General features: G+C 71.8%; 22 protein-coding genes. 14 read left to right on the forward strand and 8 right to left on the reverse strand.

The genetic code is table 11. From position 1 onward, the window contains the following. Both R9X44_RS07515 and R9X44_RS07520 read left to right on the forward strand, forming a co-directional pair. Complete coding sequence (locus R9X44_RS07515; RefSeq protein WP_319813259.1) at window positions 1–1,386, forward strand: HAMP domain-containing sensor histidine kinase; 1,386 nt, start codon at window positions 1–3, stop codon at window positions 1,384–1,386. A 112-nt stretch (window positions 1,387–1,498) separates the two neighbouring features. After that, complete coding sequence (locus tag R9X44_RS07520; protein ID WP_319813260.1) at window positions 1,499–2,299, forward strand: alpha/beta hydrolase; 801 nt, start codon at window positions 1,499–1,501, stop codon at window positions 2,297–2,299. 3 nt (window positions 2,300–2,302) lie between these two features. Here the strand turns inward: R9X44_RS07520 and R9X44_RS07525 are convergent, their stop codons facing one another. From R9X44_RS07525 to R9X44_RS07540, 4 genes are all read right to left on the reverse strand, one after another. Further along, window positions 2,303–3,178, reverse strand: a complete 876-nt coding sequence (locus R9X44_RS07525) for a MerR family transcriptional regulator (RefSeq protein WP_319813261.1) — start codon at window positions 3,176–3,178, stop codon at window positions 2,303–2,305. Window positions 3,179–3,233: 55 nt separating this feature from the next. Then, the gene (locus R9X44_RS07530) at window positions 3,234–5,816 is read right to left on the reverse strand and encodes a LuxR C-terminal-related transcriptional regulator (RefSeq protein ID WP_319813262.1); all 2,583 of its coding nucleotides are present in this window, start codon (window positions 5,814–5,816) and stop codon (window positions 3,234–3,236) included. A gap of 109 nt (window positions 5,817–5,925) precedes the next feature. Continuing rightward, complete coding sequence (locus R9X44_RS07535) at window positions 5,926–6,603, reverse strand: hypothetical protein (protein ID WP_319813263.1); 678 nt, start codon at window positions 6,601–6,603, stop codon at window positions 5,926–5,928. A gap of 121 nt (window positions 6,604–6,724) precedes the next feature. Further along, window positions 6,725–7,114 (reverse strand): YidB family protein, encoded by a 390-nt coding sequence (locus R9X44_RS07540; RefSeq protein WP_319813264.1) that lies wholly within the window; start codon window positions 7,112–7,114, stop codon window positions 6,725–6,727. A gap of 228 nt (window positions 7,115–7,342) precedes the next feature. On the opposite strand from R9X44_RS07540, the gene R9X44_RS07545 reads away from it, so the two are divergent. Then, window positions 7,343–8,578 (forward strand): multidrug effflux MFS transporter, encoded by a 1,236-nt coding sequence (locus R9X44_RS07545; protein WP_319813265.1) that lies wholly within the window; start codon window positions 7,343–7,345, stop codon window positions 8,576–8,578. Window positions 8,579–8,590: 12 nt separating this feature from the next. On the opposite strand, the gene R9X44_RS07550 is transcribed toward R9X44_RS07545, so the two are convergent. Next, window positions 8,591–9,307 (reverse strand): SDR family oxidoreductase, encoded by a 717-nt coding sequence (locus R9X44_RS07550; protein ID WP_319813266.1) that lies wholly within the window; start codon window positions 9,305–9,307, stop codon window positions 8,591–8,593. Window positions 9,308–9,800: 493 nt separating this feature from the next. Here R9X44_RS07550 and R9X44_RS07555 point away from each other — a divergent pair, with 493 nt between their 5' ends. Beyond that, a complete protein-coding gene (locus R9X44_RS07555; RefSeq protein WP_319813267.1) occupies window positions 9,801–10,445 on the forward strand; it encodes a DJ-1/PfpI family protein in 645 nt (214 codons plus the stop codon). Further along, window positions 10,442–10,891 (forward strand): MarR family winged helix-turn-helix transcriptional regulator, encoded by a 450-nt coding sequence (locus R9X44_RS07560; RefSeq protein WP_319813268.1) that lies wholly within the window; start codon window positions 10,442–10,444, stop codon window positions 10,889–10,891. The genes R9X44_RS07555 and R9X44_RS07560 overlap by 4 nt, the downstream gene beginning before the upstream one ends. A 21-nt stretch (window positions 10,892–10,912) precedes the next feature. On the opposite strand, the gene R9X44_RS07565 is transcribed toward R9X44_RS07560, so the two are convergent. From R9X44_RS07565 to R9X44_RS07575, 3 genes are all read right to left on the reverse strand, one after another. Continuing rightward, window positions 10,913–11,230 carry a hypothetical protein gene (locus R9X44_RS07565; protein WP_319813269.1) on the reverse strand — a complete coding sequence of 106 codons (318 nt, stop codon included), beginning with the start codon at window positions 11,228–11,230 and terminating at the stop codon, window positions 10,913–10,915. 410 nt (window positions 11,231–11,640) lie between these two features. Continuing rightward, complete coding sequence (locus R9X44_RS07570; RefSeq protein WP_319813270.1) at window positions 11,641–12,498, reverse strand: helix-turn-helix transcriptional regulator; 858 nt, start codon at window positions 12,496–12,498, stop codon at window positions 11,641–11,643. Window positions 12,499–12,530: 32 nt separating this feature from the next. Continuing rightward, window positions 12,531–14,291: an APC family permease gene (locus R9X44_RS07575; protein WP_319813271.1), complete on the reverse strand. Its 1,761-nt coding sequence runs from the start codon at window positions 14,289–14,291 to the stop codon at window positions 12,531–12,533. A gap of 366 nt (window positions 14,292–14,657) precedes the next feature. Here R9X44_RS07575 and R9X44_RS07580 point away from each other — a divergent pair, with 366 nt between their 5' ends. The 9 genes from R9X44_RS07580 (at window position 14,658) to R9X44_RS07620 (ending at window position 23,964) form a co-directional block, all read left to right on the forward strand. Beyond that, window positions 14,658–16,262: a dihydroorotase gene (locus R9X44_RS07580; RefSeq protein ID WP_319813272.1), complete on the forward strand. Its 1,605-nt coding sequence runs from the start codon at window positions 14,658–14,660 to the stop codon at window positions 16,260–16,262. 1 nt (window position 16,263) lies between these two features. After that, window positions 16,264–17,043, forward strand: a complete 780-nt coding sequence (locus tag R9X44_RS07585; protein WP_319813273.1) for an isochorismatase family protein — start codon at window positions 16,264–16,266, stop codon at window positions 17,041–17,043. Further along, on the forward strand, window positions 17,040–17,624 hold the full coding sequence (locus R9X44_RS07590) for an amino acid synthesis family protein (protein WP_319813274.1): 585 nt from the start codon (window positions 17,040–17,042) through the stop codon (window positions 17,622–17,624). The genes R9X44_RS07585 and R9X44_RS07590 overlap by 4 nt, the downstream gene beginning before the upstream one ends. Further along, on the forward strand, window positions 17,621–18,358 hold the full coding sequence (locus R9X44_RS07595; RefSeq protein ID WP_319813275.1) for an ABC transporter ATP-binding protein: 738 nt from the start codon (window positions 17,621–17,623) through the stop codon (window positions 18,356–18,358). Before R9X44_RS07590 ends, R9X44_RS07595 begins: the two co-directional genes overlap by 4 nt. Continuing rightward, window positions 18,355–19,170, forward strand: coding sequence for an ABC transporter permease (locus R9X44_RS07600; protein ID WP_319813276.1), 816 nt, complete (start codon window positions 18,355–18,357; stop codon window positions 19,168–19,170). Before R9X44_RS07595 ends, R9X44_RS07600 begins: the two co-directional genes overlap by 4 nt. A 121-nt stretch (window positions 19,171–19,291) precedes the next feature. Next, window positions 19,292–20,446, forward strand: a complete 1,155-nt coding sequence (locus R9X44_RS07605) for a hypothetical protein (RefSeq protein WP_319813277.1) — start codon at window positions 19,292–19,294, stop codon at window positions 20,444–20,446. A 109-nt stretch (window positions 20,447–20,555) separates the two neighbouring features. Further along, window positions 20,556–21,425, forward strand: a complete 870-nt coding sequence (locus tag R9X44_RS07610; protein ID WP_319813278.1) for a carbon-nitrogen hydrolase family protein — start codon at window positions 20,556–20,558, stop codon at window positions 21,423–21,425. Further along, window positions 21,422–22,777 carry an amidohydrolase gene (locus tag R9X44_RS07615; RefSeq protein WP_319813279.1) on the forward strand — a complete coding sequence of 452 codons (1,356 nt, stop codon included), beginning with the start codon at window positions 21,422–21,424 and terminating at the stop codon, window positions 22,775–22,777. The genes R9X44_RS07610 and R9X44_RS07615 overlap by 4 nt, the downstream gene beginning before the upstream one ends. Continuing rightward, window positions 22,774–23,964 carry an amidohydrolase family protein gene (locus tag R9X44_RS07620; RefSeq protein ID WP_319813280.1) on the forward strand — a complete coding sequence of 397 codons (1,191 nt, stop codon included), beginning with the start codon at window positions 22,774–22,776 and terminating at the stop codon, window positions 23,962–23,964. The genes R9X44_RS07615 and R9X44_RS07620 overlap by 4 nt, the downstream gene beginning before the upstream one ends. Window positions 23,965–23,972 lie beyond the last annotated feature (8 nt).

The following is a 23,972-nucleotide window of genomic DNA, read 5'->3' on the forward strand; positions in this document are numbered from 1 at the left end:
GTGCTCGGCTCGGTGCGCGCCCGCACGACCCTCGCGGCCACCGCGGTGGTGGCGCTCGCGCTCGTCGCCGCCGCGGTTCCGGTGGTGCTCGCGCTGCGCGCCGAACTCGTCGGCGGGGTGTCGGTGGCGGCCGAGGCCACCGCGCAGCGCGTCGCCGACCAGTGGACGGCGGGGACGTCCTCCAGCTCGCTGCGGCTGCCCGACGACGATCCCGTCCGGGTCGTCGGGGCGGACGGGCGGATCGTCGCGCAGAGCCCCGACCTCGCCGTCGACGGGCTGCCGACGGTCCCGCCCGGCCCGGCCGAGCACGATGACGATGACGAGCCGGAGACCGGGTTCGTCACCCGGACCGCGGTCTTCGAGGGCGACCCCGCGCCCTATCTGTTCGCCGCCGTCTCCGCGACGAGCCCCGACGGGATCGCCGTCGTCGTCTATGGCGGGGCCGATCTCAGCGACACGCGTGAAGCCGTCTCCACGACCGTAAGGGCGCTGCTTCTCGGGCTGCCGCCTGTGCTGCTCGTGACGGCCGCCGCAGCGTGGCTCGTAACGCGGCGCGCGCTACGGCCAGTGGAGGCGATCCGGGCGCGGCTCGCAGGGATCACCGCGGCGGGCGACCTGTCGGCGCGGGTGCCGGTCCCGGCGTCGAGCGACGAGATCGCGCGGCTCGCCGCGACCACCAACGGGACCCTGTCGGCGCTGGAACGCTCGAGTGAGCGGCAGCGCAGGTTCGTCGCGGACGCCTCGCACGAGCTGCGCACCCCGATCGCGTCGCTGCGCGCCCAGCTGGAGATCGCGCGCGAGCATCCCGAGCTGCTCGACCTCGACGAGACCGTCCTTGACGTCTACCGGCTCCAGAACCTCGCCTCGGACCTGCTGCTGCTGGCCGGGCTCGACGCCGACGGGGCCGGGCCCGATCCCGTCCGGGTGCCGTTGGCGGAACTCGTCGCGGACGTGGTGGCCGAGCGTGCGGCGACGGACGGGGTGCCCGTCGTGTACGAGGAGTCGGCTACGCCGTGGGTGTCGGTGCGTCCCCGACGGCTCGGGCGCGCGCTGGGGAACCTGTTGGACAACGCGCGGAGGCATGCGGCCGGACGCGTCACGGTGACGGTGGCGGAGGAAGGGGGCCTCGCGCTGGTCTCGGTGCGCGATGACGGACCCGGTGTCCCGGCCGAGCACCGGGAGCGGATCTTTGAGCGTTTTGTCCGGCTTGATGACGCACGCGCCAGCGACGAGGGCGGCGCGGGGCTCGGGCTCGCCCTCGCCAGGGAGCTCGCCGAGGCCGACGGGGGCTCGCTCGTTTGCGCCGATCCGGGCGGTCCCGGCGCGCTTTTTGAGCTCCGGCTCCCCCGCGTGGCCGACCCGGACGCGGCTTTTGGCCGATCCTGAGGATTTCCCGGGAGGCGTGCCCGGGAATGCGTCCGGGAATGAGTGGATTTGTAGGGGTGTCCGACGGTGAACTTCCCAGTGACAACTGGAATTCGGGAAGGCGGCGCGAGGCATGCTGGCATACGAGCGCAGGGGCGCGGGCGAGCCCCTCGTCCTGTTGCACGGGATCACCCACCGGAGGCAGGCGTGGTATCCCGTCGCCGACCACCTCGCCGAGCAGCGCGAGGTCATCCTCGTCGACCTGCCTGGGCACGGCGAGTCCCCGTCGCTCAGGCCCGGCGCGGAACCCCCGGGCGAGCGCATGGTCGCCGACCTCCTCGACCTCTTCGCCGAACTCGGCCTCGAGCGCCCCCACGTCGCGGGCAACTCGCTCGGCGGCCGGCTCGGCCTCGAACTCGCGGCGCTCGGCGCGGCCCGCAGCGTCACCGCGCTGTCGCCCGCCGGGTTCTGGCGCACCCCCGCCGAGTTCCGGTACACCGCGAGCCTCTTCCGCAGCGTCATGGCGCTCGCCGGGGCGCTCGACCCGCACGCCGCGCGCCTGCTGCGCACCCGCGCCGGCCGCGCCGCGCTGTTCTTCTGGATCAACAGCAGGCCGACGTGGCTGTCCCCCGAAGCCGCCCTCGGCGACTTCAAGGGGCTGCTGCGAGCCCGTCCCGAGGTGACCGAGTTCTTCGCCGAGAGCGCCCCGTTCACCGCCGAGATGCCCGCCGACGTGCCCGTCATCGTGGCGTGGGCGCAGCGCGACCTGGTGCTCCCGCTCTACCAGGCGAAGGTCGCCCGGACCCTGCTCCCCCACGCGGAACACATCGTCCTGCCGGGCTGCGGACACGTCCCCATGAACGACGACCCCTACCGCGTCGCCACGACCATCCTCCGCGGCAGCCGCCCCACGCCGGTGAAGAACGCGGCGTAACGGTCAGCGCAGCCGCTCACGCAGGTCGGCCAGCTCCGCCCTGACCCGCGCGTCCATCGCCCGCGCGAAGTGCTCGTCCGCCACGGCCCGCGCCACCGGCCGCAACGCCGCGACCACCCCGGCCAACCCCTCCCCCTCCTTCCCGCCGTCCCTTCGGGACTGCGGGAAGGAATCAAGGGACGCCGCGCCCGGGGCCTCGCCCCGCTCAGGCTCCACGCCAGGCAGGGCCGTGTCCTTTTCCTCGCGGTCCCGAAAGGACCGCGAGGAAAGCGATGTCGGGGATGGGGGGAGGTCGGCCAGGGCGGGGTCAAGGAGGTGGGTTCGGACCAGGCGGACGAAGCCGTAGGCGACCCTGTCGAAAGCCGCCTGGAGCTCCCAGCCCATCGAGACCACTGCCTTGAGGGGGATGCCCGCCTCGACGAGCTGGACCGTCGCGGCGAGCAGGCGCGGGCTCGTGTGGACGAGCTCGTCGCCCTCGAGCCGCACGTAGCCGAGCTCGACGGACTCGGCGAGCACCTCGTCGGTGAGCGGCCCGCCGAACCGCTGCTCGGCCTCCTGACGGCTCATCCTGACCTCCCCCGGCTCGGCCCACGGCGCGCCGGCCGCGCGCTCGAGGCCGAGCAGCTCGGTGACCTCCCTGCCCTCGCCCGCCGCGGCGAGGAGCTCCTCGATCCCGTCGAGCCGGTATCCGCGCTCCAGCAGCGCGGCGATGAGCCGCAGCCGCTCAAGGTGGGCCGCCGAGTACATGCCGACCCTTCCCTGCCTCCGGGGCCGGGGAAGAAGGCCGCGTTCCTGGTAGTACCTGAGCGTCCGTACGGGAATGCCCGCCTCGGCGGCGAGTTCCCCGATCCGGTACTCCACAGCCGCTCCGTCGCTCATGCCGGACAGCCTAGTGGCCGTGCCCGGCCACCAGGCCACCTGCCACTGGCAGGGTTCAGGGGGCGAGCATGTCCGCGAGGTCGGCGCGGTCGCTCACCCCCAGGCGCGCATACACCGCGACGAGATGGTTCGACACGGTTCGCACGGAAGTGTGGAGAAGGTTCGCTATCTCCCGGTTGCTCAGCCCGGACGCGGCGAGCCCCGCGACCTCGCGCTGCCGCGCCGTCAGCTCGGGGAAGGCGAGCCCGACCAGCGCGGGCGTGCGCGCCCCCTGGCAGCGGGCCGCGAGCCGCCAGCCGCGCGCCCGCGCCGCGCGGGCCGCCCGCACCGCCCCCGCCCGCTCGTGCGCCGCCGCCGCGTGCGCCTCGGCCTCCGCCGCGTACAGCAGCATCCCGGCCTCCTGGAAACCGCGCGCCGCCCGCTCCATCGCGACGGCGTCGCCGGCGGCCGCGCCCGTCGCGTGCTCCGCGCACAGCGCCGCGAGCGCGCCGCCCATCCGTCCGGCCAGACCGGCCAGCCGGTCGGCGACGAGCGCGGCACGGCCGAGCCGCACCACGTCGTGCAGGGCGAACACCAGGTAGCCGCCGAGCCCGCGCCGCTCGGCCTCCTCGGCGCAGGCCAGCGCGGTCTCGACCGCGCCCGAGCCGTCGCCGTCGAGCGCGGGCGCCCAGATCGCGGCGAGCCGCGCGGGGAAGTCGATCAGCTCGAACCCGGGCGCGCCGCGTTCGACCGCCGCCGCCAACGCGGGCTCGGCCTCCTTCCTGAGCTCCAGCAGCGCCGCCGCGTGCGCGAGCTCGCCAAGGCACAGGCCCGCGAAGCCCGCCTTGCCGTCGGCGAGCCGCGCCGCCCCCTCCCGCGCCGCCTCCAGCGCCTCCCTTGTTCTGCCGAGCAGGCGCAGCGCCTGCGCGCGGTGCCCGAGGAACCCAGCGACGCCGAGGTCCCAGCCCGCGAACCTCGCCTCGAACCTGCGGGTCATCCCGTCGGTGACGGCCAGCGCGCCGGGCACGTCGCCGGTGCCGAGCCGTCCGACGAGCCGCGCGCACTGGACGCTCATCTCCGCGTCGGCGATCGCGCCCCAGCCGTCGTAGGACGCGAACGCCGCCTCCGCCACGGCCTCCGTCGCGGCCGCGTCCTCGGTGTAGGCGGCGAGGATCGCGCGGGCCACCGACGCGTACGCCCCGGCCCGGCCCGTCAGCGGCGCCTCCTGGCCCGCCAGGGTCGCGCGCGCCCGCGCGAAGTCGCCGCGCTGCGCGCTGATCCACGCGCGCATCCCGGCGATCTCCGGCGACGCGACGGCCTCGGCGGCCGCGTCAAGCACCGTCAACGGGTCAACGACGGAGAAGCCGGTCAGGCCGTTGCCGAAGGCGCGCATCGTCGCGAGCTCCACGATCTCCGCGTCGTCGCCGCCCGTGCGCGCCGAGAGCAGGACGTCGGCTTCCGCGCCGCGTCCCGTCAGGTACAGGACACGGGCGAGGGCGACCGCCGCGCCGTGGCCGCCGCCCGCAGCGAGCGCGGCACGGGCGAGCCGCTCGGCGAGGCCCAGATCGTAGGCGGCGGTCGCGCGCAGGCACGCGTCGACCGCGCCACCCGGGTCCTGCGGCGCGCCGCTCTCCAGCCGCCACACCGCGACCTGGAACCGGTCGGCGGCCCTGCGCATCCCCGTCGCCTCGACCGTCGCGGCGAGGGTCGTCAGGGTGCGCCGGATCAGCAGCGGGCTCGCCTCACTGCGCGCGAGATCGCCGTACAGGGGGTGGCCCAGGCAGGCGTCGATGCGGCGTCCGTCGGACCTCAGCCGGACGAGCCCGCGCGCGACCGCGCGCTCCACCGCCGCGTCGGACGTGAGCCGCGCCAGTGTCTCGGCGGCCAGCGGCTCGCCCAGCGCGACAAGGCGCAGCACCTCGCGCTCGTCGGCGGGCACCTCGCCCGCCCGGTGCCGGATCAGGTCCTGCAGGCGCGGGGTCATCGGCGGGTCGCCGTCCCAGCGCCATACCCCCGCGTGCTCGGCGAGGCGTCCCGCCGCCGTCCCTGCCTCGACCAGCTCGCGCAGGAACAGCGCGTTCCCGCCCGCCGTCCGCCACAGCCGCGCCGCCGTGAAGTACCGGACGGGGCCGCCGAGCGCGCCGCGCAGGATCTCCGCCGACTCCTCGAGCGTCAGCGGGGCCACGGGGACGAGCGAGCAAGGGCCCTCCTTCCACAGCGCGCGCACGGCGTCCGGGACGGGCTCGCCCTCACGCAGCGTCGCGAGCACCCGGTGACCCCGTCGCGCGACGAGATGCAGGACCAGCGCCGCCGACGCCGGATCGAGCAGATGGGCGTCGTCCACGACGAGCAGGAGCGCGCCGCCGTCGCCGGTGATCGCCTCCTCCGCCCAGCGCAGCGGATTGGGCAGCGTGCGCACATCGGGCACCGGCAGCAGATGCCCGAACGCGCCGAACGGCAGCCGCGCCGCCGCCCGCGTCGCGCCGACCCGCAGCACCCGGAAGCGGCCGGGCGGCAGCAGCCCGACCGCCTCGGCCGCGAGCCTGCTCTTGCCGACCCCCGCGTCCCCCGTCAGCACCGCCCCGCCGGGCGCGCGCACCAGTTCGCCGATCTCGCCGAGCAGCGCCGCACGCCCGGCGAACGGCCAATGCCCTCGCACGCCCGCAGTGTAAGAACCGCTGTCGCGTTCGGTCTGCGCTCCCGCGCCCAAACGACCTCACCCGGCCAATTCTGGGGCGCGGCCTCCCCGCGCGGCCGCGCCCCGCCCGTCACGCCCGCGTCCAGCCCGTGCCCTCCCGCACGATCCGCTGGGCCACCAGCGCCCCCGTCACCGTCTGGAGCACGCCCCCGAGCACGAGCAGCGCGATCGTCCCCGTCGCCTGCCCGGCGACCAGGACCGGAACCGAGGCGGCGAACACCCACCCGGCCCACGCCGGGACCCGGCCCGACCTGGCGAGCGCCACCCCGATCACCACCGGCGCGATCAACCCGGCGATCGCGAGCAGCGACGGCCAGGTCAGCACAGGCGACGCCGCGACCCCGTCATCGAGGATCTTGACGGTCACCGCCTGGTCCACGCCCGCCTCTGCGGCGGCGAGCAGCAGGACGTCCTGCGACATCAGCAGCGTCAGCTGAGCCGCCGCGCCCACCGCGAACAGCGCGAGCCCGGCCCCCGCCGTCCGCCTGGCCCCCGCCAGCGCGACAAGCCCGATCAGCACCACGGCGGGCACATACAGGATCGCGGAGAGCAGGTTGGACAGAACGTAGACGCTCAGCTTCCCCGACGCGGCGACGGAATCCGCCACCATCTCCGATGTCTCGGAAAAGCCCGGATAGGGCAGGAACAGCGGGGCGACGGCGATCGAGAGCGGGCCGAGCACGGCGAGCGCGCCCGCCGCCGTCCGTCCCGTCGTGCGCCGTTCCGGCACGGTCTGCGCGGTCGTCATCTCGGAACCTCCAGAAGGTGGACTGCTTCTGGAGTGTGCGGGCGCGCGAGAGCCATTGCGTGAGTACGCCCTACTCAAAGTGCGCGGGACCGCCCCCTGGTGGGCGGCCCCGCTTAGCGCGCTACTGGCCGGGCTTGGGGTCGACCGAGCCCGCGGGCGTCGCCTTGTCGACGAGTCCTGGCAGCGCGTTGGCGAGATCGTCGGCCGCCTTGTCCGGGGCCACGCCCGCCGCCTGCGCCATCTGCTGGACGGTGTCGGGGCCGAGCGCCTGCTTGACCTCCTGGCCCGTCACCGGCTCGTTCGTGCCCGTGCCGACCCAGGAGTCGACCTGCTTGGACAGGCCGCCCCCGGCGAGCTGCCCCAGCAGGTCCTGGAGGCCCCCGCCTCCGCCCTTGCCCTGCGCGGCCTGCCCGCCCGCCTGGCCCGAGTCGCCCAGCCCGCTCACCAGCGACTTCACCATCTGCTGGACCTGCGGGTCCTGCGCCAGCTTCATCAACTGCGACAAGTCCATCGAAATCCTCCCTTGACCTCCTTTCACGCTAGGAAGCGGTCTTCCGGGCCGCGTCCAAGGGGGCGGCAAGGAATCGCCAAGGGGTCCGGCCACCGAGACCCGGCGCGGAGGGCGTGCGTGCGTCCGGACTACCCTGGCGAGGGCCTGCCGCACCACCGGCCGCCGCACCGCGGGGGACCGCCCTCCGGCCGACGCACACCGTCCCTTCTGCCCGCCGGAGCCCTCCGCATGACCGCACCGTCCGTCAGCCGTCCCGGCCTCGGCCTGATCCTCGCGCTCGGCACTTTGTCCGCGCTCGGGCCGCTGTCGATGGACCTGTACCTGCCGGCCTTCCCCCAGATCGCGCGGCAGCTCGGGACGACCGGCGACCTCGTCCAGGTCACGCTCACCACATGCCTCGCGGGGCTCGCGGCCGGGCAGCTCGTCGCCGGGCCGCTCAGCGACAGGTTCGGGCGCAAAAAGCCGCTCGTGGCGGGGATGGGGGCCTATCTGCTCGCCACGCTGGCGTGCGCGTTCGCGCCGACCGTCGAGGTGCTCATCGGGGCGCGGCTCGTCCAGGGGCTCGCGGGCGCGGCCGGGCTCGTCATCTCCCGTGCGATCGTCCGCGACCTCTTCCAGGGCCTCGCCGCGGCGCGGTTCTTCAGCACGCTCATGCTGGTCTCCGCGCTCGCGCCGATCCTCGCGCCGCTGCTCGGCGGGCTCATCCTCCAGGTCACCGTCTGGCGCGGGATCTTCGTGGTGCTCGCGGTGCTGGGGGCGCTGATGCTCGCCGGATGCGTCCTCGCCGTGCCCGAGACGCTGCCCGCCGACCGTCGGCTGAAGGGCGGGCTCGGGGGCGGGCTGCGCGCCGGATCGTCGCTGCTGCGGGACGCGTCATTCACCGGGTACATGCTCACCGGAGCCCTCTGCTTCGCCGGGGTGTTCAGCTATATCGGGGCGTCGTCCCTCGTCCTTCAGGACGTCTACGGGGCCTCGCCCACTGTCTTCAGTCTTCTGTTCGCGCTGAACGCCCTCGGCCTCGCCGTCGCGGCCCAGGTCAACGGCAAGCTCCTGCTCGGACGGTTCCGCTCCCACGCCGTCCTGCGCACCGGCCTCACCGCGATGACGCTCGGCGCGGCATGCCTGATCGTCCTGCACCGCGTCGACGCGCCCCTGCCCTGGGTGGCCGCCCTGCTGTTCGTCTGCGTCTCGTCCATGGGCCTGGTCATCCCGACCACCACGGCGCTCGCCCTCGACCGCGCGGGCTCCGCCGCCGGCACCGCGTCGGCCTTCCTCGGCGCGGCCCAGTTCGGCTTCGCCGCCCTCTCACCTCTCCTGACTTCTTTGGGCTCGACGCCTTCCCTTCTCCCCATGGCCCTTTCGCTCCTTGTCTTCTCCCTTCTGTCGCACCTTGCCTTCGCCGTCTTCAACCGCGCCCACGGCCACGACCCCCTCCTCGCGCCTCCCGCCGGGGCCGGGAGCTAGCACGCCCTGGGGCTAGTGGGTGCTCAGGCCGCCGTCTATGTAGAGGGTCTGGCCGGTCACGTAGGACGCGGAGGGGGAGGCCAGGTAGACGGCCGCGCCCGCGAAGTCCGAGGGGACGCCGTTGCGGCCGATCGTCGTTCGGGAGGCCAACTCGGCGAGGCCCTCGTCGGAGACGTGCGTGGTGAGGGGGGTGCGGACGAAACCGGGGACGAGGGTGTTCGCGGTGACGCCGCGCGCCGACCAGGCTTCGGCCTGGGAGCGGCTGAGCGCCGTGATGCCCGCCTTGGAGACGCCGTAGCCGCCGCTGTTCAGGAAGGCGCGGAACGCCTGCTGCGAGCCGACGTTGATGATCCTGCCCCAGCCGCGCCCGGCCATCGCGGCGCCGAACCGCTGGCCGAGCAGGAAGGGCGCGTCGAGGTTGACGGCCATCGTCAGGTCCCAGTCGGCCTCGGTGAGGTCATCCATGTGCGGGCGCGGGTTCACGCCCGCGGAGTTCACGAGGATGTCGACCTCGCCGAACGGCAGCACCGCGCGCTCGGCCGCGTCCTTCACCGCCGCCCGGTCCCCGAGGTCGGCGGCCACCCATCCCGCCCGGCACCCATACCCCTCAAGCTCCGCAACGGTCTCCCGCAACCCCTCCTCCCCCCGCGCCACCACCACGACGGCCGCCCCCGCCCGCCCGAGCGCAACGGCGATGCCCCGCCCGATGCCCGAGCTCCCGCCCGTCACCAGCGCCACCTTCCCATCAAGCCCAAACAACCCCCGCAAATACCCCATCCCTCTCCCCCTCCACTCGACTCCCAAGATTCTCCCCCCTCCCTCCCCCACCTCCGCCCTCCCCTCCCACGCCGCCTTGCCTGACCTCCGACCTCCCCTCGCCCCCCCTCCGCCCCGCTCCCCGCCGACCAACCCCTCCCCTCCCCGCCGCCCGACCCCACCTCCGCCCTCCCCTCCCGCGCCGCCTTGCCTGACCTCCGACCTCCCCTCGCCCCCTCCGCCCCGCTCCCCGCCGACCAACCCCTCCCCCCCACGCCGCCTTGCCTGACCTCCGACCTCCCCTCGCCCCCCTCCGCCCCGCTCCCTCCGCCGACCGACCTCTCCTCCGGCGGCTACCTCCCACGCCGCCTCTAACCTCCTTTCCTTCTTTCCTGGGGCGTTCCGTCCCGTTCGCCGACAGATCTTGGGACTTGTCAGCATGCTGACGTTATGACAGGATACTGACATGATGACTTCGACGCAGGACACTCAGGCCAAGCGCGACGTGTGGGTGGCGGTCTACGACGGCTGGGCCGACTGGGAGGCCGGTTTCACCGTCGCCGGGATCTCCGGCGCCCAGTGGCAGCGCGAGCCGGGCCGCTTCCAGGTGCGGACCTTCGCCGCGACGTCGGCCCCGGTCACCACGGCGGGCGGGCTCCGGATCATCCCGGACGCGACGCTCGCGGACGTGACGCCAGAAGGCTCGGCGATGCTCGTCCTGCCCGGCGCCGACGCGTGGGACGAACCCGGCGTCCTCGACCCGTTCGCCGACCTCGCGGCCCGCTTCGTCGCGGCGGGCGTCCCCGTCGCGGCGATCTGCGGCGCGACCGCGGGCCTCGCCCGCGCCGGCCTCCTCGACGACCGCGCGCACACCGGCGTCGTCGCCGAGTACCTCGCCGCCACCGGCTACCAGGGCGGCGCGCACTACGCCGACACCGACGCGGTCACCGACCGCGGCGTCATCACCGCGGGGCCGACCGACCCCGTCGCGTTCGCGCGCGAGATCTTCGCCGAGCTCGACCTCTACGAGCCCGCCGTCCTCGACGCCTGGTTCCGGATGTTCGCGCGCTCCGACGCGTCGGCCTTCCCCGTCCTCATGGCGGCCGGATGACCCCGGAGGACTTCGTCTCGGCCACGGCCCTCAGCGTTTTCCGCCTGAACGGCCTGTTCCTCGAGGCGTCCGAGCGCCTTGCCGGACCCGTCGGTCTGACGGCCGCGCGCTGGCAGGTGCTCGGCGCGGTCGTCACCACCCCCCACACCCTCTCCGAGATCGCCCGCATCATGGGCATAACTCGCCAAAGCGTCCAACGTGTGGCCGCCCTCCTCGTCGAGGAGGGCCTCGCCGAATACCTCCCCAACCCCGCCCACAAACGCGCCCACCTCCTCCACCCCACCCCCGCCGGCTACGCCACCCTCCGCGCCATCGACCCGGCCCACTCAGCCCTAGGCCACGCCCTTACCGAAGCCCTAGGCCCCGACCACCTCTCCATCCTCACCGCCCTAACCCGCCTGACCACCGCCATGCAATCCCTCCCCAACCCCCCCACCCCCTCCTAACCCCACCCCCACCCCCAACCGCTACAACGGCCCGGGACCCACCCCACCCACCACCACCTCCCCCACCCACAACACCGCATCCACAACATCCCCCGCCTCCGCGAACGCCGCACCCCCACGAAAGAAGAACCACAACCTCCCCCCATCATCACCCCGAGCCCCACACCCCACCTCCACCACAGCCCCCCTCCCCCCACCCAAACCAACCGTCATCCCCCCGACCACCCGCCGCACCACAAACCCCCTCCCCTCCAGCAAACACCCAAGCCGAAACAGCGCTGCGACCTCCGGCTCAACCACCGGAACCGCATCGGTGAACCCCTCGCCCTCAAGCTCCACGACCAGCCCCCCGCCGGTCCCGAAACAACCACCCCTGCACATCCCGACTCGCCACCTCAGGACGCTCCACCGAACAGATCGCCCCATTCCACGACGAGTACCAGAACCACAACCCGCCCACCTCCGCGTTCTCCCGCACCACAACCCGACAAGCCAAATCCGGCAGCTCCGCGTTAGTCACGCGCAAGCTCGACACCCCCTCGTGCTCACCCAACTCAATGACCAGACCCACGTCCTCCAACAGAACACCGAGCCGCGCGAGATGGCTGCACCCACGCGGGAAAGCCGAGAGCTGGTATCGCGGCCTTTCCAAGGACGTCACAGAAATCCCCTTACCGATAGACGATGCGTCACCGGCAAGCTAGGTCGTGTGGTCGGTGCGGTCCCAGCGGTGTGCGTTGGTTTGCTCGTCAATCCTGTAAGGCGTCCAACGCCTCCAGGGCTCCGGTAATCAGGGAGCGGGCTTGCGGTCCGTGGACCGCGCTCGCGCTGAGCTCGGCGAACGCCTTCGTGTAGATGCCGATCTCGCGGGGCTGGGTGATGGCCAGCTCGGCGGACGGCGTCTCGACCAGGACGCGCCCTTCGTCGAAGACCCAGAAACCGGACATGGGCCAGATGACGCGGTCGACGCTCGCGGGGATGATGCCGAGGCTCACGTTCGGTTGAGAGGCCAGCGTGAGCAGGCGGCCGAGTTGGCCCGCCATGACGTCGGCGCCGCCGATGCGGGTCCGCAGAGCGGCTTCCTCGAGGACGACGGCGAACCTGTGGACCCCGGCCCTGACGACCTTCTGGCGATCCATGCGGGCCGCGACGGCCTCGTCGGCGTCGTCGGGGATGCCTCGGAACGCGATGACCGCGCTCATGAGGGCATGGGCGTACTCGCGCGTCTGGAACAGACCGGGGATGAGCGACGGCTCGTAGATGCGGAACCGGGCCGTGCTCTCGTACAGGGGGACGGCCGATTGCTGGTGCCTGCGCATCCCCGTGCGCTGAACCCTGCGCCACTCCGTGTACATCTCGTCTATCGCGCGCAGCGACTCGACGAGGTCGGCCGCCTGGTCCTGCACCCCGCAGTGCAGGCACCAGGCGCGAAGGTCGGCTTCGCTGGGAACCTGCCTGCCGTACTCGATCTTGCTGATCTTCGAAGAATGCCAGCCCGCCAGACGCCCGAGGTCACGCCCCGACAGACCGGCGTCAGTCCGGAGCTCGCGCAAGCGTGCGCCAAGGGCCCTGCGGGCGCGCTCCACGCCGGCCGAGGGCGGAGTCACCGGAGACCTGCGGGCACGTTGCGGAACTGGCTTCAAGCGGCCCGGTACTCCTCGTGGGGCGTGGCCCGACTCCAGACCGCATCGAACGCCGAACCACAAAGCTCAGCGATCTCCACATCCTTCGTCCACTCGACCCCGACCCAGTCCCCCACCCCGCTGAAGTGGTTGAACATGACGCGCTCGCCATCCAAATCAACTGCCTCCGTGAGGTCGTCCCAGGGCACCTCGATGACGGTCTCGTGGTCGGGCCGAGACTGCCGGGTCCGTGACCTCCGAGGAACCGTAGCGGCATCGCCGCTTCCCTTGCCCGAAGTGTGCGCTGGATTGCTCACCTTGCATGGGGCTAGTGCCCTGGTGCGCAAATGTGGAAGCACATGTGACCGTAGGCGGCCAACCTTCTCGGCGTGCTGTGTGCGTTGGGGTGGGTTTGTTGGGGGGCGGGGTGGGGGTAAGCGGGGGAGGCGGCCGGTGGTGTAGCGGGTGTAGAGGTAGTTGGCGAGCCAGAGGAGGATGCCGATGGCTATGAGGGTGGCGGCTCGGATGTAGACGTCGGGGTCTCGGCCGGTTAGGGGGGAGGCGAGGACTAGGCAGACGACTGCGCCCAGGGCGGGCATCCAGGAGGGGGCGCGGAAGTGGGGGTGGTCGACCGGGTCGCGGCGTAGGAGGAGGACGCAGACGTTGACCAGGGCGAAGACCAGGAGGAGCAGGAGGACCGTGGTGTCGGCGAGGCCGGCGATGTCGCCGGTGCTGACCAGGACGACGGCGACCGCGACGGTGAACAGGATCGCGGTCCACGGGGTGGCGCGGACCGGCGCGACCTTGCCGAGGACCGACGGGACGATCCCCTCGCGGGCCATGCCGTACACCAGCCGCGACGCCATGATCATGTTGATCAGCGCGGTGTTGCCGACGGCGAGCAGCGCGATGAGCGCGAACAGCTTGGGCGGGAACGAGAACCCGGCGACCTTGACGACTTCCAGCAGCGGCCCCGTCGACGCCTCGAGCGTCTTGGTGTCCACGAGCATCGTCGCGGTGAAGGCGACCGCGAGGTAGACGACGGCGGTGACGGCGAGGCCGCCGAACAGCGCGCGCGGGAAGTCGGCCTGTGGGTTCTTGGCCTCCTCGGCGAGGTTCACCGAGTCCTCGAAGCCGAGCAGTGCGTAGAACGCGAGCGCCGTCCCGCCCAGAACGCCCAGGATCGCCCCGTTGTGCGGGTGGAACTCCAGCGCGCGGGCCGGCTCCCCGTCTCCCTGGATGAGCGCCCAGATCCCGATCGCGACGATGACGAGCAGCCCGAACGCCTCGATCGCGGTGAGCACCACGTTCACCTTGATCGACTCGGAGATGCCCGCGAGGTTCACCAGCGTCACCAGCACGAGGAACGCCAGCGCCCCGACGATGACGGGCAGCGTGATGAACTCCGCGAGGTATCTTCCGCCGAACGCCCGAGCGGCCGCGCTCGCCGACGTGACCCCGCTCATCATCACGGTGAACGCCACCATGAACGTGACGAACGGCAGCCCGAACGCCTTGTGCGTGTACAGCGCCGCCCCCGACGCCCTCGGGTACTTCCCGACGAGTTCGGCATACGCCGTGGCCGTCAGCGACGCCAGCACGAACGCGACGAGGAACGGGAGCCAGATGGCCCCGCCGACCTCGCCCGCGACCTGTCCGACGAGGGCGTAGATGCCCGCGCCGAGGATGTCGCCGACGACGAACAGCAGCAGCACCTTCCGCCCGATGACCCTCTTCAGCTCGGATTCCTCCGGCTGCCCCACCACCGCACGCGCCATGACCGCCCCACCCCGTTCCGTCCCCGTCCGACGACCGTCCGTCAGGCACGATTATGCCGCCGCTCCCCGCAAGCCCCAGTATCCGCCTGTGGAAAACTCCGCTCGCCGACACCCGCTCTGTCTCTCTTCTGTCTCCTTCATGCCAGAAGGGAGAATTGCACCCTCTGTCTCTCATCTGTGCCGTCGAATGGCCACGATGTTTCTTCCGTGTTTCGGGCTCCTGCCTGCGTAAATGGTGGGTGAAATGGGGCGTTAGGGGCTGACGTTGCGGTTCGTCCCTGTGCTTGTATCGCGCTGGCAGCAACAGGAGACAGGCCGACGACGCACAGCGCAGCCGCCTTGCTGTCATCCTCGAGAGGCACACAAGTGGCAGAGGAAAAACTCGACCTGAAGGTCGTGAACGGGACCGTCGTCCTGGGCGATGGGAAATACGACTTCGGGATCGGCGTCAAGGACGGCAAGATCGTCGCGCTGGCTCCGGACGACCTCCTCCCCGACGCCAAAGAGGTCATCGACGCGCGCGGCAACTACGTCATTCCCGGCGTCGTCGACTCCGAGGCCCACCCCGGCTGCTATGTCCCGTTCGAGTACGACATGCGCACCGAGTCGCGGGCGGCGGCCTGCGCGGGCATCACCACGTGGGGCATCCAGGCCCCGATGACGCGCATGGGCACGACCCCGTTCAAGGAGATCATCGGCAAGTCCGACGTCGGGTCCTTCCACGAGTCGTTCCCCGCGGCCAAGAAGGTCATCGAGGACGTCTCGCACACCGACGCCTACCTGTGCTACATGCTGGAGACCGACCAGCACGCCGACGAGATCCCCGAGTACGTCGAGCAGCACGGGGTCACCGACTACAAGCTGTACCTCCAGACGCGCGGCATGAAGTCGATGTCCGACAGCGTCGACAACAACTGGCCGTCGCGCCGCGCGGGCCTGGGCACCGGCATTGACGACGGCACGGTCTTCCGGGTGATGGAGGAGGTCGCGCACTACGGCGGCATGGTCCACATCCACCCGGAGAACTGGGAGATCGGACGGATCTTCGAGGAGCGGCTGCGCAAGGCGGGCCGCACGGACTTCGGCGCGTGGACCGACAGGTCGCCCGACTTCCTCGAGGCGCAGCACATCCGCGCGTACTCCTACCTGGCTCAGCAGACGCCGGGACGGGTCTCCCTGTACCTCCAGCACTGCACGACCCAGCTCAGCTTCGACGAGGTGCTGAAGGCGCGCGGCGAAGGCGTCGACGTGTACGCCCAGACGGGCCCGGCCTGGCTGTGGGCCGAGCCGGAGCAGGGCTGGCGCATCAACGTGCCGCTGCGCCGCCGCGACAACATCGAGGCCCTGTGGGTCGCCCTCGCCGACGGCATTGTCGACGTGGTCGGCTCCGACCACGTGGTCGGCTGGGAGCCCGCCACCTACGAGGAGATGTACAACGCCAACATCTGGGACTGCCGTACCGGCTTCTCCCGGGTGGAGATGCTGCTCCCCGTACTGCTGTCGGAGGGCGTCGCCAAGGGGCGGATCTCGATAGAGCGCATGGTGCAGGTCGTCTGTGAGAACCCGGCCAAGACCGCGGGCCTGTGGGGCCAGAAGGGCTCCCTGCTCCCCGGCTTCGACGCCGACATCACGATCGTTGACGCGGGCCGTGAGGTGACGGTCGGCAAGGAGCACCTGAACACCCGCTCGGGCTGGTCGATCATGGAGGGCCACAGGTTCACGGGCTGGCCGGTGAAGACGATCCTGCGCGGCAAGGTCACCGCCGAGTGGGCCGACGACTCCCCCGGCATGCGGCCCGTCGGCGAGTCGCAGGGCAAGTACCTGCCTCGCACCCCCATGGGCAAGAAGCAGGCTTTCGCGGTCACCGAGCCGACGAGGGTCGCGCCGAGCAACCGCTGGCTGGGCACCGACTTCACCCGGCCCGGCTTCGCCAAGGAGACCTACAAGTACAACGCGATGAAGGGGAACTGAGATGGCTCCTCTGTACGAGCGCGGCGTCGCGCCCTGGGACGACGTGCTGGACGCCACCGACCGCGCGGTCTTCGAGGCCGCCGGGTGGGGCCGTAGGGCGGGGTTCGGCTCACGCCCGGCCATCGTCGTCATCGACGTGAACTACAACTTCGCGGGCGACACCGACGAGCCGATCCTCGACTCGATCAAGCGCTGGCGCTACGCGTGCGGCCCGGAGTCCTGGACGCGTTCGATCCCGGCGATCGTCCGCGTCCTGGAGGTCGCCCGCCGCAAGCGCCTCCCGATCGTCTACACGACGAACCCGCGCCGCCCCGACGGCTTCGACCTCGGCGTCTGGAACGACAAGAGCCACCGCTCGACCGACGTGGTCGACGTGATGGGCCACCGCGGCAACGACATCGTCGACGAGGTCGCGCCCGAGGACGGCGACATCTTCATCGAGAAGCGCAAGCCGTCGGCGTTCTTCGGCACCCCTCTGATGAGCCACCTGACGAACCTGAAGGCCGACTCCCTGATCCTCATGGGGTCGACCACCAGCGGATGCGTAAGGGCGACCGCGGTGGACGCCGTCTCCTACGACCTCAAGGTGACGATCCCGCACGAGGCCGCGTTCGACCGCTCGCAGCTGTCGCACAAGGTCGCGCTGATGGACGTCCACATGAAGTACTGCGACGTCACCGACACCGACGACGTCTTGGGATACCTGGAGTCCCTTGGGGCCGGTCTCTTCGACGCCGTGTACCCGCCCGCGGCCGCGGCGGCCAAGGCGGTGCCGGCATGAGCGACTTCCCGTTCCCGATCCGCAGGTTCCTCACGCAGGTGACCGAGGACCTGAGCTGTGAGGGGATCGTCGCGGACAAGCCGCTGCGCAAGGTCGTCGTGGGCGCGGTCATCGCGAACCCGTTCGCGGGCGGCTACCACGCGGACCTGTCTCCGGCCGTGGACGCCAGCCCCGTACTCGGCACGATCCTCGGCGACATGGCTGTGGAGATCCTCGGCGAGCCCGCCTTGAGCTACGGCAAGGGCGGCATAGCCGGGACGAACGGGTCGCAGGAGCACGTCGTGTCGTTCGTGACCACGCCCTTCGGCAACGCCCTGCGCGACGCCGTCGGCGGCGGAGCGGCCTGGGTGTCCTCGGCCACCTGTGTGGGCGCTGCGGGCACTCCCCTTACCCTCCCCCTCGCGCACAAGGACGCCCTCTACGTACGGGACCACTACGACGCCGTCACCCTGTACCCCGCCGACGCGCCCTACCCTGACGAGATCCTCGTCGCGGTGGCCGTCGCCAACCGGGGCCGGCTCAACGCGAGGCTCGGCGGGATCGCGCACGCCGACGTCGTCGGCCGGGACGGTCTGACGTGACGGGGCCGGGTCCGCTGCTCTCGTTCGCCGACGTGACGCGCTCCTTCGGGTCGGTCAAGGCGCTCGACCCGGTGACCCTCGAGGTCGCGCGGGGCGAGTTCGTCTCGGTCATCGGCCCTTCGGGGTGCGGGAAGTCGACGCTCCTGCGGCTCGCCTCGGGGCTCGACAAGGCGTCCTCCGGCTCGGTGCGGACCGCGACGGACTCGGTCGCCTACGTCTTCCAGGACGCGACGCTCATGCCGTGGCGTACGGTCCGGCGTAACGTCGAGCTGCTCGGCGAGCTGTCCGGGGCCAACCGCGGCAACGTGCGGATGCGCGCGCAGGCGGCGCTGGAGTCGGTGGGCCTCGCCGACTTCGCCGACCATCTGCCGCGCCAGCTGTCGGGCGGCATGAAGATGCGCGCGAGCCTCGCCCGCGCGCTGGTCATGGAGCCCGAGCTGTTCCTGTTCGACGAGCCGTTCGGCGCGTTGGACGAGATCACGCGGACCCGGCTCAACCTCCAGCTCATGGAGCTTTTTGTGGAGCGCCGCTTCGGCGGCATGTTCATCACCCACTCCGTCGAGGAGTCGGTGTTCCTTTCCGACCGGGTCGTGGTGATGTCGGCGCGCCCGGGCCGGATCACCGCGGAGTTCACCGTTCCGTTCGCCTTCCCCCGTCCGGCCGAGCTGCGTTACACCGCGGAGTTCGCCGATCTGGCCGGGAAGGTGGCGCGTGCCTTGGAGGAGGCGTCATGAGCAGGCGTCTTACGCACGCCCTGGGCCGCGTCCTTCCGCCACTCGGGGTGTTCGCGCTCATCGTCGCCGGGTGGTACCTCGTCACCTACCAGGTGCTCGCGGAGGACAGAAGGTTCCTGCTCCCGCCGCCGCACGAGGTGATCAACGAAGGGTTCCTCGACGAGCGGGTGCGCGAGGACATCCTCCTGGCGGGCTGGGAGACGCTGAAGGCGGCGCTGATCGGCCTGGCGATCGCGTTCGTCATCGGGTCGGTCCTTGCCGTCCTCATGGCGCAGGCGCGCTGGATCGAGCGGTCCCTGTACCCGTGGGTGGTGTTCCTGCAGACGATCCCGATCCTCGCGATCGTGCCCGTCATCGGGTTCTGGTTCGGGTACGAGCTGACCGCCCGGGTCGTCGTCTGCGTGATCATCTCGATCTTCCCGCTGGTCATCAACCCGCTCCAGGGCCTGCTCGGCACCGACCGCGGCCTGCACGACCTGCTCACCCTCGCCCGCGCCAAGCCGCTGACCCGGCTGCTGAAGCTGCAGATCCCGGCGGCGCTGCCGCAGGTGTTCGTGGGCCTCCAGACGGCCGCTGGGCTGTCGATCGTCGGCGCGGTCGTCGGCGACTTCTTCTTCGGCCGCGGCGCGATCGGCCTCGGCCTGCTCCTGTCGCGCTACAGCGGCAGGCTCCAGTCGGCCGAGATGCTCGCGACGGTCTTCGCCGCGGCGGTCCTTGGCGTCGCGGTCTTCTGGGTGTTCGGCGCGCTCGGCCGCAGGGTCGTCGGCGCGTGGTCCGAGGCGTGGGGCGCGGGCGAACGCCCGGCCTCCTGACCCCTCAGTTCCCCATCCCCTCTCCCCCGTCCCCTCTCTCCCTCATCCCTCGACTCCTTGCCTTCTCTCGGCGCTCCTCGACTACTCCCCGAGACCGCCCGACCACCGAAAAGGACGAGCCATGTCCAGACCCCTCAGCCGCCGCGCCGTCCGCGCCGCAGCCCTCGTCACCTCCCTCGGCCTGCTCGCCACCGCCTGCGGCGACGCCGACGAGCCCACCGACGCCGCAGCGCGCACCGGAGCCCTCTCGGGCGTGTGCCCGGCGACCGTCGTCATCCAGGCCGACTGGGAGCCTGAGGCCGAGCACGGCGGCATCTACAAGCTCCTCGGCGACGACTACACCGCGAACGTCGAAGCCAAGTCCGTCAAGGGCCCGCTGATGGCGTCCGGTGAGGACACCGGCGTCGACGTCGAGATCCGCATCGGCGGCGCGTCGGTCGGCTACCAGACCGCGCAGTCCCTGCTCTACCAGGACAAGGACATCATGTTCGGCTACGGACGCGTGTCCGAGCACCTGGTGACGCAGAAGGAGACGCCCGTCGTCTCGGTCTTCGCCCAGCTGGAGAAGAGCCCGTACGCGATCTACTGGGACCCGGCCACCTACCCCGACGCCAAGACGATCGCCGACCTCAAGAAGGACAAGGTCAAGATCCTGCTCGGCTCGGACGTGACGGTCTGGCAGGAGTACCTGGTCGGCACCGGCGTCATCGACAAGGCGCAGATCGACCAGAGCGACTCGCCCAAGCCCGCGACGTTCGTGGCGGCGGGCGGGAAGGTCGCCGAGACCGGCTTCATCACCGCCGAGCCGTACATGTACGAGGTCGAGACCAAGGCGTGGGGCAAGCCGGTCGTCGGCCAGCTCATCCACGACACCGGGTTCCCCGAGTACTTCCAGTCGATGGTCGTGCGCAAGGAGGACGTGACGAAGCAGAAGGACTGCCTGGCCAAGCTCGTCCCGATCCTCCAGCAGGCCCAGGTGGACTACATCACCGACTACAAGGCGACCAACGACCTGATCGTCGACCTCGTCGACCAGTACCAGACGAGCTGGATCTACACGCCGGGCCAGGCCGAGGCGGCCGCCAAGGCCGAGATCGAGATGGGCCTGGTCGCCAACGGCGACAACGCCACGCTCGGCGACTACGACCTGGCCAGGGTGCAGAAGCTGATCGACCTGATCGGCGAGTACGCGCCGGACGCCGACGTCGCCGACGTCAAGCCAGAGGACCTCGTCACCAACGAGTTCATCGACACCTCGATCGGGCTCAAGTCCTGACCCGCTGAGCCCTCTCCCCCACGGGGGGCGGGAGCGGAGCCCTTCTCCCGCCCCCGCCCCCCGCCCCCGCCCTTGCGCCCCGCTCTTGCGCCAGATCGAGGAGGAACCCTTGCCGGACACGTACACGCTCGCCGTAGCGCAGCCGAGGACCGCGCCGCCGGAGCGGCGCGAAGACAACGCCGCACGGGCCGTCGAGCTCGTGGCCGAGGCCGCCGCGCGCGGGGCCGACCTCGTGCTGTTCCCCGAGCACAGCCCCGGGCCGTTCACCGAGGCCGAGTCCTATGACGCGGCCCCCGCGATGGCCGAGGCGGCCCGCGCGCACGGGGTGAACGTGTGCTGGAGCCGGATGGAGCGCTGCCCGGACGGCCTGTTCCGCCTCGTCGTCCACGTGACCGACCGGACGGGCGCGCCCGCGTTCCGGTACGAGCGCAGCCACCCCGCGACGGTCCCGCCCAAGGACACGGGCGGCTGGGTCGCGCCGGGGCCCGTCCTCGGGTCGTTCACGCTCGACGGCGTCCCGATGGGGATCGTCGTCTGCTCCGAGCTGTGGATTCCCGAACCCGCGCGGGTGCTCGCGCTGCGCGGCGCGGAGATCCTGCTGTCGCCGGCGGGCGGCGGCTTCACGTCGCTCGCGCCGAACTGGGAGATGATCGCCCGCGTCCGGGCGGTGGAGAACCAGTGCTACCTCGCGCTGACCAACAACCTGTGGGACGTCGAGTCCGGCTCGGCGATGGTCACCGGCCCCGAGCATCCCCTCGCCGTCGCCGGACGTGCCGAGCTCGCCGTCGCGCCGCTCGACCTGGCGCGGCTGCGGTGGCTGCGCGCCCAGGACGACCAGCTCGGCGCGGTCAAGCCGTTCGACGCCATCCCCGGCCTGCTGCGCGCGCGGCGGCCCGAGCTGTACGCGGAGCTGTCCGAGCCCCGCGACGGCCTCTTCGACTACCACACCCCTCCGCAAGAGATCTCGGAGCAGCGATGACGCGCAAGACCCTTGTCCGTGGAGGGCACGTCCTCACCGCGGGGCCTTCCGGGGCGCTCAAGGACGCCGCCGTACTCGTCTCCGGAGGGCTGATCGAAGCCGTCGGCCCGTACGCGGAGTTGAAGGCGGCCCACCCGGACGCCGTCGAGCTGGGCGGGCCGAACGACCTCGTCCTTCCCGGGTTCGTCAACACACACGGGCACTTCTCCGAAGGGCTGATCACCGGGATCGCCGAGCAGTACACGCTTTGGGAGTGGATCCACGCCCTCATCAACCCGGTCAAGCCGCATCTGGACCGCGAGTCGGCTTATGTCGGGACCCTTGTGTCGGGCATCCAGATGCTGCGGAGCGGGATCACGACCGCGAACGACATGTTCGTGTGCGACCCGCACGCCGAGCCCGTCACGCCCGGCGTCGTGGACGCGCTGGACGAGCTGAACCTGCGCGGCGTCGTCTCCTTCGGCGCGGGCGACATGGGCGCGTCCGACGGGATCGGCCCGCGCATGGACGAGCACGCCGCGCTGCGCGAGGCCGCCGCCAAGAGCAGGCTCAGCACGTTCCGGGTCGGGATCGGCGCGGTCGGCGGGCAGAGCGACGCGCTGTTCGCCGCCTCGGTCGACCTCGCGACGGGCGGCGGGCACGGCGTGCACATCCACCTCCAGGAGATCCGCGAGGAGGTCACCGCGACGTTCCAGCGGTTCGGCCGCTCGCCCGTCGCGCACTGCGCCCACGAGGGCCTGTTCGCCGCGCCGACGCTCGCCGCGCACTGCGTCTGGGTCGACCGGCACGACCGCGAACTGATGGCGCTGCACCGGGTCGGCGTCGCGCACAACCCCGTCGCGAACATGATCCTGGCGAGCGGGGCCGCGCCCGTCACGGAGATGCGCGCGCTGGGCATCGACGTCGGCATCGGCGTGGACGGGGCGGCCTCCAACGACAGCCAGGACTTCCTGCAGGCGCTCAAGTCGGCGGCGATGCTCGCCAGGGTCACCTCGCAGCAGGCGACCGCGATGACCGCCTATGAGGCGTTCGAGATGGCGACGATCGGCGGGGCCCGCGCGCTGCGGATGGCCGACACGATCGGGTCGCTCGAGGTCGGCAAGGCCGCCGACGTGGTCGTGCTCGACGGGGAGTCGCCGACGCTCGCGAACGTGCACGACCCGTACCAGGCCGTCGTCTGGGTGGCGGGTTCACGCGAGGTCAAGGAGGTGCTCGTAGACGGGCGGCTCTCTGTCGCGGACGGCGAGGTGGTGACGGTCGACGTCGCCGAGACGGTCCGGCGCTCCCGGCCGCTCGCGCGCGACCTCGTGCGCAAGGCCGGGCTCACGCACCTGTCGGAGCTGGCCCGATGAGCCGCACGCTGGTCACCGGCATCGGGACGCTGCTCACCGGCGACCTCGCCGCGCCCGTCGCCGAACCGGGCGACCTGCTCATCGTGGACGGACGGATCGCCGAACTCGGCACCTCGGCCGGGCCCGCCGACGTCGACCAGGTGATCGACGCCCAGGGTGCTACGGTCGCGCCCGGCCTGATCGACTCGCACTGCCACGTCGTGCTCGGCGACTACACGCCGAGGCAGACCGCCGTAGGGTTCCTCGCCTCCTACGTGCACGGCGGCATCACCTCGGTCATCTCGCCCGGCGAGATCCACCTCCCCGGCAGGCCGCATGACGCGGCGGGCGTCAAGGCGCTCGCGGTGCTCGCGCAGCGGTCGTGGAGCGAATACCGGCCGGGCGGGATGAAGGTGAACGGCGGCTCGATCGTGCTCGAGCCCGTCCTGACCGCCGCTGACTTCACCGAGCTTGCCGGGCTCGGTGTCCGGTTCGCGAAGTTCGGGTTCGGCAGGTACAGCGACCCCGCCGACGGGCTCCCGCAGGTCAGGGCCGCGCAGGACGCGGGAATCCTCGTCACCTGTCACTCGGGCGGCGCGTCGATCCCCGGCTCCAAGCCGATCACCACCGACCATCTGATGCTGCTCGCGCCCGACATCTGCGGACATATCAATGGCGGGCCGACCTCCCTGGACTCCGCCGGGCTGCGCACGATCGTCGCGGAGACGTCGATGGCGCTCCAGCTCGTCCAGGCCGGCAACCTGCGCAGCTCGATCGAGCTCGTCGACCTCGTGCGCGAGCACGGGGCCGAGGGACGCGTCGTGCTCGGCTCCGACACCCCCACCGGGACGGGCACGATGCCGCTCGGCGTGCTCAAGACAGTCGCGGAACTCAGCTCACTGGCCGGGGTCGACCCCGCCGTCGCGTGGGCGTGGGCGACGGGCAACGTGTCGGCCGTCTACGGGATCGAGGCGGGCGTCATCGCGCCGGGACGGCCCGCCGACCTCGTCGTCATGGACGCGCCCTGGGGCGCGCAGGCCCCCGACGCGCTCAGCGCGCTTGCGCGCGGCGACATCCCCGGCATCAGCCTCGTCCTCATCGACGGCGAGATCAAGGCGCTGACCAGCCGCAACACCCCGGCGGCCGCCCGCAAGGCGCGGATCACCCCGGAAGTCCCCGAGCCGCCCGGCTCGGCCCACGTCTGCTGAAACGAAGG

Source organism: Actinocorallia sp. A-T 12471 (assembly GCF_033875155.1).
Classification (GTDB): Bacteria; Actinomycetota; Actinomycetes; order Streptosporangiales; family Streptosporangiaceae; genus Actinocorallia.